The organism is Actinopolyspora xinjiangensis (genome assembly GCF_900104475.1).
Lineage (GTDB): Bacteria > Actinomycetota > Actinomycetes > Mycobacteriales > Pseudonocardiaceae > Actinopolyspora > Actinopolyspora xinjiangensis.
On sequence record NZ_FNJR01000006.1, the window covers coordinates 224,177 to 240,315 of the forward strand.

11 protein-coding genes and 1 tRNA gene are annotated in these 16,139 nt (G+C 70.1%); 7 read left to right on the forward strand and 5 right to left on the reverse strand.

The features are described from left to right. Positions 1-331: 331 nt before the first annotated feature. From BLQ75_RS11555 to BLQ75_RS11565, 3 genes are all read left to right on the forward strand, one after another. Positions 332-769: a DUF3052 domain-containing protein gene (locus BLQ75_RS11555; RefSeq protein ID WP_092601474.1), complete on the forward strand. Its 438-nt coding sequence runs from the start codon at positions 332-334 to the stop codon at positions 767-769. 102 nt (positions 770-871) lie between these two features. After that, on the forward strand, positions 872-1,336 hold the full coding sequence (locus BLQ75_RS11560) for a peroxiredoxin (protein WP_043577428.1): 465 nt from the start codon (positions 872-874) through the stop codon (positions 1,334-1,336). A gap of 47 nt (positions 1,337-1,383) precedes the next feature. Beyond that, positions 1,384-1,458, forward strand: a tRNA-Val gene (locus BLQ75_RS11565). A 240-nt stretch (positions 1,459-1,698) separates the two neighbouring features. On the opposite strand, the gene BLQ75_RS11570 is transcribed toward BLQ75_RS11565, so the two are convergent. Next, a complete protein-coding gene (locus BLQ75_RS11570; protein WP_092601476.1) occupies positions 1,699-2,001 on the reverse strand; it encodes a hypothetical protein in 303 nt (100 codons plus the stop codon). 261 nt (positions 2,002-2,262) lie between these two features. Here BLQ75_RS11570 and BLQ75_RS11575 point away from each other — a divergent pair, with 261 nt between their 5' ends. The 4 genes from BLQ75_RS11575 to BLQ75_RS11590 all read left to right on the forward strand — a co-directional run bounded on the left by BLQ75_RS11575 (position 2,263) and on the right by BLQ75_RS11590 (position 7,352). After that, positions 2,263-2,844, forward strand: coding sequence for a TMEM165/GDT1 family protein (locus BLQ75_RS11575; RefSeq protein ID WP_092601478.1), 582 nt, complete (start codon positions 2,263-2,265; stop codon positions 2,842-2,844). Between the two features lie 69 nt (positions 2,845-2,913). After that, the gene (locus BLQ75_RS11580) at positions 2,914-4,011 is read left to right on the forward strand and encodes a saccharopine dehydrogenase family protein (protein WP_244515455.1); all 1,098 of its coding nucleotides are present in this window, start codon (positions 2,914-2,916) and stop codon (positions 4,009-4,011) included. Positions 4,012-4,236: 225 nt separating this feature from the next. Further along, positions 4,237-4,623, forward strand: a complete 387-nt coding sequence (locus BLQ75_RS11585; protein ID WP_092601482.1) for a hypothetical protein — start codon at positions 4,237-4,239, stop codon at positions 4,621-4,623. Positions 4,624-4,898: 275 nt separating this feature from the next. Next, on the forward strand, positions 4,899-7,352 hold the full coding sequence (locus tag BLQ75_RS11590) for a beta-glucosidase H (RefSeq protein WP_092601484.1): 2,454 nt from the start codon (positions 4,899-4,901) through the stop codon (positions 7,350-7,352). A gap of 218 nt (positions 7,353-7,570) precedes the next feature. Here BLQ75_RS11590 and BLQ75_RS11595 read toward each other — a convergent pair whose 3' ends face one another. The 4 genes from BLQ75_RS11595 to BLQ75_RS11610 are packed head-to-tail and all read right to left on the reverse strand — an operon-like array spanning position 7,571 to position 16,093. Next, the gene (locus BLQ75_RS11595; protein ID WP_092601486.1) at positions 7,571-8,851 is read right to left on the reverse strand and encodes a TIGR02679 family protein; all 1,281 of its coding nucleotides are present in this window, start codon (positions 8,849-8,851) and stop codon (positions 7,571-7,573) included. Then, positions 8,848-13,059, reverse strand: a complete 4,212-nt coding sequence (locus BLQ75_RS11600; protein ID WP_092601488.1) for a TIGR02680 family protein — start codon at positions 13,057-13,059, stop codon at positions 8,848-8,850. Before BLQ75_RS11600 ends, BLQ75_RS11595 begins: the two co-directional genes overlap by 4 nt. Next, positions 13,056-14,312 (reverse strand): TIGR02678 family protein, encoded by a 1,257-nt coding sequence (locus tag BLQ75_RS11605; protein ID WP_092601490.1) that lies wholly within the window; start codon positions 14,310-14,312, stop codon positions 13,056-13,058. The genes BLQ75_RS11600 and BLQ75_RS11605 overlap by 4 nt, the downstream gene beginning before the upstream one ends. Next, complete coding sequence (locus BLQ75_RS11610) at positions 14,309-16,093, reverse strand: DUF2397 domain-containing protein (RefSeq protein ID WP_244515457.1); 1,785 nt, start codon at positions 16,091-16,093, stop codon at positions 14,309-14,311. The genes BLQ75_RS11605 and BLQ75_RS11610 overlap by 4 nt, the downstream gene beginning before the upstream one ends. Positions 16,094-16,139: the final 46 nt, after the last annotated feature.

Here is a 16,139-nt window from a genome sequence, read left to right on the forward strand (position 1 = left end):
AACCGACACAGTTACCCCTCAGTACGAATACGGCCCGGGTTGTGTGCGGGCCGGAGTACCGTCAGTCTCGTGGCGTGGCTCGTAACGAACAGCGCGATCGCCGCGTTCCGAACGCGGGCGCGCACCCGCACGGGCGCGCGGTGCCGCCGTCGGATTCGGGGGCGGATGTTGTTCGCTGGTCGGTCACTGCCAGTGTTGGTACGCCGTATCGTGCGATCTGCGGTTGCGCGGATGCCGCTCGACGGTGTTCGCTGACGGCGAGATCGTGCAAACTTGTCTCGTGCGTGGTCGTCCAGCCCGCGCACACGAGAATTGGAGGAGTGAGAAAGCCGTGGTCGCCGCGGAAGACGCCGGTAAGAACGAAACCGACGTCGCCGAGAAGCTCGATATCGAGCCAGACATGGTGGTGCAGGAGATCGGCTGGGACGAGGATGTCGATGACACCGTCCGAGAAGCGATCGAGCAGCGTTGCGGAGGCGAGCTGCTCGACGAGGATGCCGACGAAGTGGTCGATGTCGTCTTGCTGTGGTGGCGTGACGAAGACGGCGACCTTACGGACACACTTCTCGACATCATGACGCCACTGGCCGAGGAAGGTGTCATCTGGGTGATGACCCCCAAGACGGGCCGTGAAGGTCACGTCGAACCCAGCGACATCGCCGAAGCAGCCGCCACGTCCAATCTCGCGCAGACCTCCAACCTGAGCGTCGGCGACGAGTGGACCGGAACCAGGCTGGCCTACCGCAAGCCCGCCAAGACCAAGCGGTGAGGACCTTACGCGCCGGTAACCGGGTGGCTACCGGTGCGCTCGTCGTCCCGGTCGGTGTAGGTTCGGCGCCGGAAAGCTGCCGTCGAACAGAAGGGTGGGCGCATGACGCTCGAGGTCGGTGCCACAGCGCCGGACTTCACGTTGCCGGATTACAACAAGGAGAAGGTGTCGCTGTCGGACTTCCGCGGTGACAAGAACGTGTTGCTGGTCTTCTACCCGTTCGCCTTCAGCGGTGTCTGTCAGGGTGAGCTCTGCCAGGTCCGCGACGATCTCGGTGACTTCCAGAACGACCGTGTCCAGGTGCTCGGAGTGTCGGTCGACTCTTCGTTCGCGCTGAAGGCATGGGCCGAGCAGGAGGGCTACACCTTCCCGCTGCTGTCCGACTTCTGGCCGCACGGTGAGGTCGCCAAGGCCTACGGTGTGTTCAACGAGCAGGCCGGCATGGCCAACCGGGGTACCTTCCTCATCGACACCGAGGGCAAGGTCCGGTTCGCCGAGATGAACCAGCCGGGTGAGCCTCGCGACCAGGACGCCTGGCGGAAGGCGCTCGCGGAAGTATCCGCGTGACACCTCGCGATGGCCGACCTGTATGATACCGGTCGGCCATCGTCGAGGGGCGCATAGCTCAGTGGAAGAGCACCTGCCTTACAAGCAGGGGGTCGCTGGTTCGAGCCCAGCTGCGCCCACCACGGTTGACCTGCACAGAAGCCGATCCTGTTTGTCCGGAGTGGCTTTTCTGATCTGTCAGGGTCTCAATTGGGGTCCCAGAAGTACGCGTCAAATCGGTCGGCGACGTCGTCGGAGTCTTCGGTGACGTGCGTGTGGCGGTGTTTCGTGGTCACGCCCGACCGGCGCCGTTCGACGTTCGGCGTAGCCGCCGTCGCGGGGGCGGGGCCTTGCTGCTGGGTGAAGATGCGTCCCGGTCCGTGTCAGCCGCTGTCCGCGTGCTGGCGCTCGGCTTCCTGCCGCTCGTGGTGACATCGGAGCATCTCGGCAAGCTGGTCGGGTAGTCCGATAGTGCGGCGGCCCGCGCGGGAGTACACGTCGATCGCGACCAGCCCGCCGCCGTGCCGCTTCGGGCGGTGCGGGGCGCGCTCGGTGCGCCCCTGCCCGAGGGAGCTGGCCCGGTGATACGGGGAACTTCGGGCGAGACGGCGGCGGAGAGCTCCCCAGGGCACCGACTCGTCGCGGAACTCTTGTGGCGGCGATTGGGGAGACGCAATACCGGTCATGTGATTCCGCATTTTTTCGTGTCTTTCGGTGAAACAGTTTTTTCGTCGTCACGAAACAATTGTTTGGTTGTTCTCAGAAATTGATCGTGATTGTGGCGAGTGACATTTATCGTTGATTTCGGAGATGATTCGGGTAACGTGTCCGGCGCTGGTCGAGCGGTGCTCTGAGCCGTTTCTGCCGTCTCGGGATGACTGGTCGGCGGTCTTCCGGCTTTCGGGGGCGCGGTGTGTCCGATCCGTCACGAGAAATGTGGAGTTCGCGTGCTGGTGAGTTTCGCGCTGAGTTCGGTCGCTGTTTTCCTCGCCGAGCTGGGCGACAAGTCGCAGCTGCTCGCCATGACGTTCGCGACCAGGTATCGTGCCTGGCAGGTGCTCGTGGGAATCAGTGTGGCGACGCTGTTCGTGCACGCGATTTCCGTGGCGCTGGGATTCGGGATAGGCAACGCGCTGCCGACCCAGTGGGTCGCTCTCGGCGCGGGGGTGGCTTTCCTCGGGTTCGCGGTGTGGACGCTGCGTGGCGACGAACTCGACGAGTCCCGTCACGACACCGCATCCCGCCGGGGAGTGCGAGCGGCTCTGCTGGCCGTCACCACGGCCTTCGTGCTGGCCGAGTTCGGGGACAAGACGATGCTGGCCACCGTCACCCTGGCCACCCGTCACGACTGGTTCGGCACTTGGCTCGGCTCCACGGTGGGGATGGTCGTCGCCGACGGGCTGGCCGTCGGCGTGGGACTGCTGCTGGCGCGCCATCTCTCGTCGCGGACAGTGCGCTACGGGGCCGCCGCGCTGTTCGCGGTTTTCGGGGGATGGATGATCGTTTCCTCGCTTCCCCCGATCGGGTAGGTTGGTCGCCCGGCGCGATGTGGTGGAGGTTCCCGGAACCGAGCCCGGCACGGTACTCGCGTCCCGTTCGTGTCGATCCCCGACCGTCGATCGCGGAGGCTGGCCATGGTCTGGATGCTCTACGGCGCCACCGGTTACACCGGACGGTTGATCGCGGAACTCGCCGTGCGGCGCGGGTACGAACCGGTGCTCGCCGGACGCGACCCCCGCAAACTCGCCACCACCGCCGTCCCGCTCGGCCTGGAGTACCGGACGCTGGACCTGCGTGACACGCACCGCCTCGACGCGGCGCTGCGGGAGTTCGACGTCGTCGCGCACTGCGCGGGGCCGTTCTCCGCCACCTCGGCACCGATGGTGGGAGCCTGCCTGCGGACCGGCACCCACTACCTGGACATCACCGGCGAGATCGACGTGCTCGAAGCCGTCCTGTCCCGGGACGACGAGAGCAGGGCCGCCGGAGTGACCCTGCTGCCAGGCGCGGGCTTCGACGTGGTCCCGACCGACTGCCTGGCCGCCATGGTCGCGGCCGAGCTGCCCGAGGCCACCGATCTGGACCTCGCGTTCACCACCACCGGCGGCATCAGCCCGGGGACGTTGAAGAGCGCGCTGGAGGGCGTGGCACTGGGAGGCAGGGCCCGAGTGGACGGCCGGTTGCGTGAGGTGCCCGTCGGATGGCGCAGACGTACGGTCACCTTCCCCGGAGGCGAGCGGATCGTCACATCGCTGCCCTGGGGGGACGTGGCCACGGCCTACCGCACAACCGGTATCGGCAACATCACGACCTTCGCCGGGATTCCCGGTCTCGGCCGGATGACTCCGAGGGCGGCTCGGGTATCGCGTGACGTGCTGGGCAGATCCGCTGTGCGGCGGTTCGCCAACACCGCGATCGACGCCCTCGTGCGAGGCCCCGGTCGTGACAGCAGGTCGGCGAGCCACGTGGAGGTCCACGCCGAGGCGGGTGATGCCGCGGGCAACGCGGTCAGCGCCGCCCTGATCGGACCGGACACCTACGACCTGACCGCGGACTCGGTGCTGCGCGTGGTCACCGCGCTCGAGACAGGTGAGGTGCCGCCCGGCGCGCTGACACCGGCGACGGCCCTCGGCGCCGACTTCGTGCGTTCCCTCGACGGTGTGCGGGTGGCCGAACCCCGGCACTTCCGGGACTAGCTGGTGAACACACCGCTTCGCCGTTCGCGGGCGGAGCGGTCACGCGGGTCCGTCGGGCGCCCCGGTAGGGGAGGTGCCCGCGGCACCGAAGGCGTACCGTCGGTGCTCCGAACGGATGATGTTCGAGGTTCGATACGCCAGTGTCGTGATCGGCTTCAGTACGCTCGTGCGACGAGTCCGGCGAGCCAGACAGGAGCTCGCATCCTCGAACGTAGTTGGAAGTGCATGACGGATCACGCCGATTCGATCGAGCTCACGCTGGTTCCGGTGAACGGGACGGACCGTGCCGTGCTGGACCGACTCACTTGTTCGTTGGAACACGAACTGCGCAGACTGCGAATCGAGTCAGTGCAGCGACGCCACCGTGGTTCTTCCCCGTCAGGGGAGCACAGCGCCAGACGGGTGGACACGCGCGAGTTCGTGGTACGCGGTCTGCTGTCCGGTTCGGGGGTCAGGGAGATGGTAGCCCTGGTGCAGTCGTGGTTGCGTCGCCACGATCAGGACAGTGTGATCCTGCGGCTCGGCACGGAGAGCGTGGAGATAACCGGTTCTCCCACTCGCAAGGCGCACCAGCTGCTCAAGGACTTCTACCGCCGCCACGGCGAGGGGTGACCATGAGTGGCTCCCCACGCCGTCCGGCGTCTTCTCGGAAGTGACCACCGCACCCTGCCGGGGCGCGGTTCGTGCGGGGTGCCCAGGCCCACTGGCGGATCTCCTCTCCGAGGGGTATCGACGGCGGGAGGAGTCGCGGCACTACCACGGGCCTCGGGGTGGCGCGTGGAGCTGTCCGGCGGACCGGTTTTGGGAGGAACCGGTGTCGTGGGCTCCGCCGACCACACCTTCCGGGGCTGCGAGAGCGGTCCCGAGCAGCGGACGAGGAGCGTGTCATGGAACCACCGCACATCTCCCAGGAGCACGTGGAGGAGTTACTGGGTCGGCTCGACCTGGAGCGGAAGGTCCGGTTGATCAGCGGAGCCGGTTTCTGGCACACCCCGGACGAGCCCGTGATCGGACTGCGGGGCATGTTCCTCTCGGACGGGCCTTCGGGAGTGCGCGGTGAGTTCTGGGACGAGCGCGACCCGTCGAGCTGCCTGCCCTCACCGACGGCGCTCGCGGCCACCTGGGACGAGGAGTCGGTCGTCGGTTCGGCGCGGGTTCTGGCCGCGGAAGCGCGGCGCAAGGGCGTGGACGTGGTGCTGGGGCCCACGATCAACCTGCACCGCAGTCCGCTGGGCGGGAGGCACTTCGAGTGCTTCTCCGAGGATCCGCTGCTTACCGGGCGGATCGCCGGGGCCTACATCGGCGCGCTGCAGGACGCGGGGGTCGCCGCCACCGCGAAGCACTACGTGGCCAACGACTCCGAAACGGAGCGTTACACGGTGGACGTGGAAGTGGACGAACGCACCCTGCGAGAGCTCTACCTGGCGCCGTTCGAACGCGCGGTCGCCGCCGGTGCCTGGTTGGTGATGTCCGGCTACAACGGGGTGAACGGCCACACCATGACCGAGCACCCGCTACTGGAAGACCCGCTGCGCACCGAGTGGGGGTTCGACGGTGTGGTGGTTTCGGACTGGACCGCCGTGCGCACCACGGAGGCCGCGGCGGCGGGCAACGATCTCGCGATGCCGGGGCCTTCCGAGGTGTGGGGCGCACCGTTGCTCGCGGCGATCCGGGACGGACGGGTCCCCGAAGCCGCCGTCGACGACAAGGTGCGCCGGATCATCCGGCTGGCGGCGCGTGTCGGCGCGCTGGACGACGTGGTCCCGCGCGGGCTCCGGTTGCCGGAGGTGGACCGGAGCCGAGCCCTTCGGTCCGCCGCCGCCGACTCGATGGTGTTGCTGCGCAACGAGGGCGAGTTGCTTCCGCTGCGGCGTTCCCGGCTGGGAAGGTTGGCCGTGCTCGGTCCCAGCGCCTCGGCGTCCCGGGTGCAGGGCGGTGGCAGTTCCAGCGTCGTCCCGGAGTACGCGATTTCGCCGCTGGAGGGGCTGCGCACCGCCCTCGGCTCCGCGACCGAGGTGGTCCACCGCGAAGGTGTGTTCCTCCGCGACGAACTCGAACCGGTCCCCGTCGACATGCTGACCAACCCCGTCACGGGGCAGCGAGGGGTTCGGGTGTGCTTCCGCGACGCGCACGGTGAGGTGCTTGCTGCCGAGAATCGTGGCACCGCCCGGCTGATGTGGACCGGTGCCGAACTGTCGGGCGTGGAGACCGTCGAGGTCAGCACCACGGTGCTGCCCACCGTGAGCGGGACCCACGAACTCGGGGTGGCCGGTGTGGGGCCGCATCGCCTGGAGGTGGACGGTTCTGTGGTGCTGGAGCGGACGCTCCGCCCGGAGAGAGCGGATCCGGCCGAGGCGGTTCTCGCTCCGCCCCACGCCACGGCGGAGGTGGAGCTCGAAGCGGGAAGCGCGGTCGACGTGCTCGCCACCCACCGGGTGCTCGGCGGATGGCTCGGCGCCGTCACGTTGGGACTGTTCGAACCGGCAGCCGATGCGGCGGCCGAGTTCGCGGGGGCGGTGGCCGCCGCGTCCGAGGCCGACGCCGCCGTCATCGTGGTCGGCACCACCGCGCGGACCGAGAGCGAGGGCTCGGACAGGGATACGCTCGAGTTGCCGGGAGGCCAGCGCGAGCTCGTCCGGGCGGTGGCGGAGGCGAATCCGCACACCGTGGTCGTGGTGAACTCCGGAGCCCCGGTCGAGCTGGACTGGCACGAGGAGGTACCCGCCGTCCTGCTGAGCTGGTTTCCGGGGCAGGAGGGTGGAAACGCCCTGGCCGACGTGCTGTTGGGGGATCGCGAGCCCGGTGGGCGGTTGCCGAGCACCTGGCCGGTGCGGCAGCGGGACGTCCCGGTGCTGGATACCCGGCCCGACCACGGCAGGCTGGAGTACGCCGAGGGTCCGCACATCGGGTACCGGGCGTGGCGGCGATCGGCTCGGCGGCCCGCCTACTCCTTCGGGCACGGCCTGGGCTACACCCGATGGGAGTACACCTCGCTGCTGGGCCCGGAGCGGTTCCGGGCCGGTGACGACGTGCTGTTCCAGGTGGGGCTGACCAACACCGGGGAGCGGCACGGCAAGGAGGTCGTGCAGCTGTACCTCCGACGCGCGGAATCCGAAGTGGACCGCCCAGAGCTGTGGCTGGCCGGATTCGCCGTGGTCGAGGCGGCGGCCGGTGCCCAAGCGCTGGTCCCCGTGCGGCTGGAGGCCGAGGTCTTCCGCCACTGGGACCGCGTGGTGGGAGGTTGGAGCTTCGAGCCGGGAACCTTCACCGTGCTGGCCGGACACGGCGTCGCGGACCTCCCGTTGCGCACCGAGATCCAGCTCGACACTCCCACCGGCTGATCCGGTTCCCCGGTTCGGGTTCCACGGGTGGTCGCGTGGCGGAACCTCTCGCTGCGACGAGGCCGCGGCATCGGGTAAGCGACCCGCACAGCGCCGGACCTTCCTCGCGAGAGCACCACGGGAGACCCCGCGGCGGTACGGGCCGCGAGGAAGGCCCGCAAGGGCCGGGTGCCGCCCGCGCGTGCTCGACGTGTGGCCGCCGAGGGTCCGGCGATCGTTCAGGGCGCGGTGCCGAGTCCGTTCCGCAGGTCGTCCAGCAGTTCGTCGAGGACGATCTCCTCCTCCACGACCCGACCGGCGCTGGACATCACCTCGGGCAGCTCGGGATCCCACGGTGCCTCCGTGGGGGTCTCGTCGAGGATCTGCAGGTCGGTGCGCAGCGCGGATGCCCGGTTGACCGCTTCGCGGTAGTCCGAGGCCGACATCCGCCACGGCACCACCCCCTGCTGCTCGTACAGCGAGGCGGTGATGGACAGTCCGGACCAGTCGAAGTCACCGTGGTAGCGCAGGACCGCACCGTCGGCGCGCAGCCGGTCGAGCAGCTCCAGGGCCACCGTGGTGGGGTTACCGGAGACGCAGATCAGCGGATGCCGCACCCTTTCCGTCACGGTCGCTTCCAGCACCCGGGGGTTCTCGCACACCGCGATCACCGTGCCCGGTTCGACCAGAGCGGGCGGTGCCGCGCGCAGGTCGAGCTGTGTCAGGTGGGTCGGCACCCCCGCTTCGGTACGTTCCCGCACGGTGCCCGACCACGTGTCGGCCCCGGTCAGCGGCAGTGCCCAGCAGGGCACCGTGGCCGAGACCCCGTCCAGCGTGACTCCGCAGCGCTCCCACAGGTTCCTGCGCTCGCGCTCGTTGCCGGGAGAGTCCACCCCGTGCGCCATCGCCGCGGCACGCAGCACCACCCGGCTCAGCGTGGTGCCGTTGTCCAGCCCGTGCGCGCCGCGTGCGAAACGAGCGGCGAGATCGGTACGGGCACGCCAGGTCCGCGGTCGCTCGGAGGGGTCGAGCACCAGACGTGCCAGCACGGCGGCGGCGCGTGCCGCGGTGGACTCCAGGTCGGCCTCGGCCACCCGTCCGTACTGCCGTACCCAGTGCTGCCACGCCGTGGCCCACGGCTGATCCCCGAGACCGTGCTCGGCCAGCGCCGCGCCCAGTACTTCGACGGTCCGGTCGCCTCGTTGCCGCCGGCGCCGTGAGTCCGACTCCCTCGGGGTGACCGGCCGCTCGTGCAGGATCTCCAGCACCTCTTCCAAACTCCTGCCGAAGCGGCTCCCGCGCACTGCTTCATCCAGTTTGGACACATTGATCCTGGTGCCCTGGCCCCACATCGGACGACCGTAGAGATTGCCCACCTCACGGCGGGTCCCCTCGTCCGGCAGTTCCAGTCGGAAGGTCGCCGGACGCTCGGGAGCCTCCAGCGCCTGCCTGGCGCGCTCCCAGAGCCCCCGCAGTTCGGGTCGGTCCCAGACGGCGCGGATGTCCTCGGCGTCGTTCACTGTTCAGCTCGCTCCAGACCGCGACCGTTCCACACGGTGTGGGTGCAGGCGATCCCGTGCCCGCTGCGCGGCCGCAGCACGTCGTAGATGTGCATCTTCGGGATCTTGGGGGAAACCCCCCATCCGCTCGGCCAGGTGATCATCCAGTCCATGTCCAGATCCACCAGCAGCCCCAGCATACGTGCCACCGTCGGGTCGTCCAGCCGCTCGAACGCCTCGTCCAGCAGCACCAGGCGCAGCGGATCGTGCCGCTCGCCCGAGGACTCGATCGCGTCGTAGAACGACGCGGCCCCGGCGAACAGGGTCACGTAGGACACCAGCCGGGTCTCTCCCGAGGACAACTGCCGTAGCCGTCGCACGCGCGGCTGTCCGTCGGGCCCCGCGTCGCGAACCCGCACGGTGAACTCGTACCAGTCCCGGTAGTCCAGCGCCCTGGCCAGGATCTCACCGTATCCGCCCGAGACGCTCTCCCGCTGCGACTCGATCAGGTCGGTGAACACCCGGCGCAGCAGCGCGTCCTCCTGCTCCTCCCGGTTCGCGAACGGTTTGCGGACCACTTCGATGGCCTGGCGCATGTCCTCGCTCAGCGCGGTGGCGGGTTGCCAGTCCAACTGCACGTGCACTCCCTGGCTGGAACGCGCACCGTCCAGCACCCGGTTCATCCGGTCGCACAGGTCCCGGGCCACCGCGATCTGGTCCCGCAGTCGTTCGGCGAGGTCGCGGATCAGGTAGTCGGCGAAGATGGAACGGTACTGCTCGTTGAGGTACTCCCGCTGCTCGACCAGCCGCCCGTTTATCCGCAGCGCGGCCTCGGCGACCGGCAACGGCCCCTCCTCGCCGATCACCGTCACGGTCAGCACCCCCTCGTCCTCGGCGGTGGTGACGTCGAAGTGACCGCTCAGCGACTGCTTCAACGGGTGCAGTTTGTCGTGGACCGCCTTGGCCGTGGTGCTGCCGGGGGAGGAACGCGCCACCGTGGTCGAGAGCAGCGCGGTCACCGCCTGCTCGGACTCCCCCGGTCGCGAGGGCAGTTCCCCGTCGGTGGCCTCGACCGCCGCCGCCCACAACCCCGGCAGCTCCAGGGCCCGGCGCAGCGCGGCCTCGGCGTCCCGGCTCTCCGACTCCCGTTCGGTCAGTCGTACGCGAGCCGCGTTCAGCTTTTCCTCGAGCTTGCCCGCGGCCTCCCGGGCGGCCGAAGCCCGTTCCCGCGTCTCGGGCAACCGTTCGCGGAGACCTTCCCGCTCGTTCTCCAGCTCGGTGACCTGCTCGGCGACCTGTCGTCCCTCGTCGCCGACCGAGGCCGTCAACTCCGCCAGCGCCGCCGCCTGCTCGGCGTGGTTCGCGCAGTGCTGTTCGGCCAACGACTCGGCCGCCATCCGGTCGGCGACCGTGGCGTCGTGGTGCAGCAGGGTGTTGCCGAGCTGCTCCAGGGTGCCGAGGCAACGTGAGGCGATGGCCTCGCGGAACGTTTCCAACGCCTGTCGCGCGTCCGTGGCGGCCCGGTTGGCCTCCCGGAGCGCTTCGGTCTCGGGACGCAACCCCGCTCCGCCCGCCGCGTGCACCAGTTCCGAACGCGTCGCCCGCCAACGCTCCTCTGCCTGCTCGTGGTCCTGCCGCAACCGATTGGCCTCGCGTTGTGCCTCGTCGGCGTCGTCGATCGCGCTGGCGAGTCTGGCGTGGGCGCTGAACAGCTCGTCGTCGTCCGGATAGGACTCCAGTTCCCGCTCCAGCGCGTTCGCGTGGCGGTTCGCCTCGGCTCGTCGCCGCTCCACGTCACCGAGTTCCGAACGCAGCCGGGCCAGCTCGGCCTCCAACTGGGCGATGCGCTGCTGCCGCGCGGCCCGGCGCGCCCCCGCGCCCACGTACTCCGCCGCCGTCTTGCGCCACGCTCCCGAAAGCACCCCGCTGCGCCAGTGACCCGTCGCGGAGACCGAGAGCTCGCCGCCGGAGGTCACCGCCACCGAGCGGAGCAACGCCCCGATCCGCTCCGCCGAGACGGGACAGTCCGATTCGGCGGCGGGAACCAGCAGTTCGGCCAGGGAGTGCTCGGGAAGCGGTTCAGCGGGGGTGGCGAGCACGTCGGCGGTGTCGGCGTCGACGGCGGTGCCGTCGGCGGTCACCCACGCGTTGAGCAGCCCGCAGGCCTGCAACGCTCCCTCCAGCGCGGCGCGCTCGGTCTCGGGCAGCGATTCCGCGAAGTCCACCAGCCGGTAGAACGCCTCGCCCGAGCCGGTGACCCGCTCGGCGGTGGCCCAGGAGGGGCGCTCCGGAACGCGCTCCCCACCGGAACGCAGCTCCGCCAGTTCGGTGTCGCGCTCCGCCACGGTCGAGCGGATCTCCGCCAGCGTCCGGTCCAGCTCGGTGACGCGCATCCGTGCGCGGTGCAGCACCGGCTGGGCCCACTCGCGGGTTCGCTCCCGACCCCCGCGTGCCGCGAAGCGATCGGCCACCAGCTGTTCCAGTGTGGGGGAGTCCGGTGGTGCGGGGCCGTCCGCCGCCTCCTCGGTGAGCGCCCCGTCGCGCCACCAGCCGCGCAGCCGGTCGAGCCACGCGAGCGCGGTGTCGTGCAGGTCCTGCCGCACCTGGTTGCGCCGCGCGGCCGCCTCCGTGGCGGTCACCTTGGCCGCTTCGGCCCGTCGCTCGGCGTCGTCCACCTCGGCCCGCTGCCGGTCGGTGTCCACGGCCCGCTGGTGCAGCGTCAGCGTCAGTGCCCCGCGCTGCCGCGCGGCCTCCACCGCGCGTTCGGCGTGTTCGTCGACCTCGCGCAGCCTGGCCGCGAACTCCTCGGTGTCCGGTTGTGGCGGGACGTGACGTTCCACGCTGAGCCATTCGGAGCCGGTATCGGCAGTGCCACGCACGACCTCCGAACGGACCGTGGCCTCGGTGGGCGGCATCGTGGGCACGCCAGGGGCCAGCGAACCGTCCAACCCCGACGCGGTGAGCAGGGACTCCGCCCGCTCGCGATGCTGCCTGGCCGCGGCGACGTCCGAACCCAGGCGCTCCAGCATGCCCAGCACCGTGGAGACCGAGCGCTGCTCCTGGTCCCGGTGCCGTTCGGCGGTGCGCAGCGCGTCCTCGGCCGTCGAGCGCGCGTTGTCCACCAGTGCCCTGCGGTCGTGCAGGTTCTGCAATTCGGTGTAGGCCGGGCTCTGCCGCAGGGCCTGCAACGAGGAGTCCAGCTCGCGGTCGCGCCGTTCCAGTTCGGTCACCCGCTCGTCGCTCTCGGAGCGCTCGTCGAGCTTGGCCCGGTGCTGCTCGGTCAGCTCCTCGATCGTGCCCCGCAGCGAGTCGTACCGGCCCGCCGCTTCGCGGGACTCCTTCGCCCGCGCGCGCAGCACCGCCAGCGCGTAGTCCGAGTAGGTGGTCATGAAGGTTCCGAGCGCGCTGTCGGCGGTGGTCAGCCGCAGGATGTTCTCGCGGATCGACTCCAGGTCCTCGAAGGAGGTCGCCAACCGCTGCACCAATGTCGAGTCCAGCGGGGGCAGCGCGTCGGACAGGATCTGCTCCAGCTGGCCCTCCTGCACCTTCAGCCCCACGTCCGGGTTGCGCAGGGTGCGCTGCAGATGCAGCAGGTCGCCGTAGCGTTCCGGTGTGATGCCGTAGACCGTGCCCGCGATCCTGGCGCGGAAGGCCTGCTCGTCGAACAGGCACTCGGCGCCGAGCTCGTCCCGCAACTGGGTCTGGCCCAACGGCACGTCGCCCGGTCCGATCAGCCGCAGGTCGTGGTCGACCCGGCGTTCGGTCACGAACCGCCACGAATCGCTGATCTGGTTGGAAGCCGCCGCCGCCTTCACCCCGATCCCGCAGGTCAGGAACCGCTCCGAGCCGTCCCCCTCGACTCTGGACAGCTCGACCCAGGCGTAGCCGACGCGGTTACCGCCGCCCTCGCGCTCGTCGAGCATCAACCGTTTCATGCTGACCGTGTCGAAGCCCTTCGAACCGATCTGTCGCAGATCGCCGTCCAGGCACAGCGGCAGCAGCAGTTCCAGGGTGCGTGACTTTCCCGAACCGTTGGTTCCCTGGAAGATCGCGCGTCCACCACTGAGGTCGAACTCCTGGTTCGCGTACTGCCAGATGTTGACCACGCCGCCACGTCGCAGGCTCCAACGGCTACCGACCCCGCCGCCGGGGAGGCGGGCCCCGCCGGAAGCGGTCGAAGACCGTTGTCCCGCGGTGCCCTCCTGGTACTCCACCGCTTCCGTGCTCACCGCGTGGATTCTCCTTCCGGGTAGTCGAACAACGCGAGATCGGGGCTCGGTTCCTCTGGCGGGGTGTCCGTCTCCCGCTCGGCGGTGCCGGGCTCGCCGTCCGGGATCGGCAACCAGCGGTGCGCGCTGGGACTGAGCAGCCAGCGCTCGGCCTCCCCGGAGTCGTGCGGCGTCAGCACGCCCACGCGGCGCAGCAGGTCCACCACCATCGCCACCAGTGAGTCGGGGTCCTCGAGCGCCCGGCGCGACCACGCCGCCGGGTAACTCTCCAGCAACTCACCGCACACCCGGGCGAAATCCTCCCGCCCGAGCGGGTGCCGGTGATCGCCCTCGCGGGGTTCGGAGCCCTCCAGCAACTTCGGCAACGCCAGCTGGGCCACGCGCGCCACCGTCGAGCTGCCGGGGAACGGGGCGTCGTTGAGGTAGTCCTGCGGATCGGTGGTGGCGATCCCTTCCGAACGGGACTCGGCCACGAGGCCGAAGTACCGCTCCAGCAACCGCGCCTCACCGGCGCGGTGCCTGCGCAGCCAGTTCGCCTGAGTCTCGGGCAGGTCGTGGTAGTGCACCACCGGGTCCTCCACCAGTCTGCGCCGCACGGCCTGCTCCACCGTGACGGCGTGGGCACCTTCGGTGCCCGCCGCCAGCTCGACCAGTCGTTCCGGACCGTCGGCCTCCGAAAGGGGACCGGTCACCAGCTGGCCGAGCAGGTCGGTGTCCACCGTGATCAGCGCTTCCGCCGCGGTGTCGTTGGCCAGCGGCCCCACCGTCCCCTCGGTCTCGGTGAGCACCCCGAGGTCGACCAGGTGGCGCAGCGCGGCGGCCATCGACCTGCGATCCCCCGGTGCGTCACCGATCACGAGACCCGCTTCGCCGGCCGCCGCGCGGATCTCCTCGATCAGTCGTGACAGCAGCACCTGCTTTCCGCAGCCGGTCAGCGCGGCCAGGGTCAACGCCACGTGCGCGTAACCGCGGGGGGTGAGCGTGGGAACCGCCCTCGTGGCGTCCTCGCCCGGTCCGGACTTGTACAGCCGCGCGTACCTCCGGTGGATCACCAGGCGGTAGCCGAGCAGGGTGGCGAACAGCTCCTGCAGCACCGCGCGGTGACGGTAGATCATGCCCAGCAGGTCGCCGTCCGGGCTCGCGGCGTGCAGCAGGGGGCGGCGCAACAGCGTCCTGGCGCAGCGCACCACGTTGGCCGCGTCTATGTCCCCGAGCTGTTCGAATCCCGGTACTGTGGTCTCCCGTGCTCTCATCGGGCCGCCTCGCCGGTGTCCGAGCCGGAGAGCGGTGCGTCCGTCCCGCCGGGACTGTCCGCCATTTCGGAGACGTCCAGTTCGAGGACCGTGTCGTCCAGGCTCAGCTCGCCGTGCACGCTGGAAATCGTGGTTCGCCTTCCCCGCTCGTGGTGGATTCGCAGCCGCAGTCGGTGGACCGGTTCGAGCGCGGTGCTGCTCTGGGTCGGGTCGTCCCGGTCGGCCATGGCCGAGGTCAGCAGTTCGCACAGTACTTCGAGGGCGTCCGCGGACAGTCTGCTGTCCGCAGGCCCCTCCACGGCGGCGAGCTCGCTCACCGCCGCCGCGCGCCGCCGCTGTTCGGCCCGGCGCTCGTCCAGCAGCCGCTGCTCGGTCATGGGGTCGTGCAGCACCCGGGCGGTGCCGCCGCTGCCGCTCCGGTCGGCACGGTTGCGCACGTTGACCGCGACCTCCACCCGGTTGCCCCACAGCCAGCCGGCGCTGTGCTCGTCCCCGTCGTGCGACGGAGCGGGCTGCAGGCACCGGGAGGAGTACAACCCGAAGGCGGCCGCGTAGAGCCGGTGCGCCCCGGCCTGGTCCGAACCGTCGAACCAGCGTGCCAGGTTGAGCAGGTCGCCACGACGTCCGGGGACCGGACCCCCACCCGAGGTGGCGTGCTTGACGCTGGCCAGCAACGATCCGATCGCGCGGGCGGTGGCCTCGCGCAGCGCCGAGACCTGACTCGGCCTGCCGGGGGAGTCCAGGAACCAGTCGGTGAGCTCCTGCCAGTCGGCACCGGTCCTGCCCCGTGCGCGTTCCACCCCGTCCCCGAGGTCCTCGACCGTGCCCAGTGCCGCCAGTAGCTGGTCGCGGCGTCGTGCCAGTGCTCTCAGTGAGACGGCGATCGGTTCGGTGTAGCGGATCACGTCCTCCACCACCGCCTGGATGTACTCCACCAGCAGGTTCCGGAAACCGGATATCTCACCCGCGTTCAGGTGGTGGCGGGTGACCACCTGACCCAGGTAGGCGTAGAAGTCGCGAACCGTGGCGGCGAGCTCGGAGTGCTGCAGGAAGACCGTGGTGACCTGCTCGGAGAGCCGTTCCCTCGTGGACTCGGGCAGCGTGTCGGCGTTCGTACCGGGTGGCAGCAGCTCCACGATGGCGCCCAGCCCGCGTTCGACGGCGGGCAGCAGTTCTCTGGAGACCTCCCGCGCACCCTCCGGGACACGCAGCAGCGCGTCCACGTCCCGCTGCACCCGTACCCCCAGCTTGCTGACCTGGAAGCGAACGCTGCCGTGCTGGAACTCCGCGATGCTCGACGCGGTCGTCTCGCGCCTGCCGTAGGTCAGGTTGCCCCACTCGCGGAGCTTGCGGAGCCGTTCGACCACGGTGGACAGCTCGGACTCGCCCTCGGCGATCCTGCCCTCTCGCTCGGCGACGGCCAGCGTGCCCGCGACCTCGGAGGCCGAGAGGTCGGCCAGCAGGGTGGAGGTGAACAGCCGCATGATCGCCAGATAGGTGCGGTGCCCGCTCACCTGCAGGTGCCGGTAGAGCAGCAGTCGCCGTTCGCCCGAGCCGACCTCCGCCGCCGAGGGGAGGTCCCGCTCCTCGGCGGCGGCTTCGCCGCTCGTGGTTCCGGTGGTGGTCGTGCTCCCCGGGGAAGCGGGGCCGGTCAGGGCGGCTCCGTCCGTGCCGGTGACCCGTCCGACGCTCGCCGGACGAGCTGCGGGATCCTCGGTCGAGGGCATCGCGTCGGGCATCGTTCCGGAGAGCGGCTCGACGGCTTCGTGATCGGCGGTCACGGTCAGCCACGATAACCCCGCTCGCGGACGCCTCCGAAAACACTCC

Coding starts and splice junctions, on each gene's coding strand:
- BLQ75_RS11585 (WP_092601482.1), top strand. CDS start 4,237: ATGACGGATCACGCCGATTCGATCGAGCTCACGCTGGTTCCGGTGAAC.
- BLQ75_RS11570 (WP_092601476.1), bottom strand. CDS start 2,001: ATGACCGGTATTGCGTCTCCCCAATCGCCGCCACAAGAGTTCCGCGAC.
- BLQ75_RS11590 (WP_092601484.1), top strand. CDS start 4,899: ATGGAACCACCGCACATCTCCCAGGAGCACGTGGAGGAGTTACTGGGT.
- BLQ75_RS11560 (WP_043577428.1), top strand. CDS start 872: ATGACGCTCGAGGTCGGTGCCACAGCGCCGGACTTCACGTTGCCGGAT.
- BLQ75_RS11605 (WP_092601490.1), bottom strand. CDS start 14,312: ATGAGAGCACGGGAGACCACAGTACCGGGATTCGAACAGCTCGGGGAC.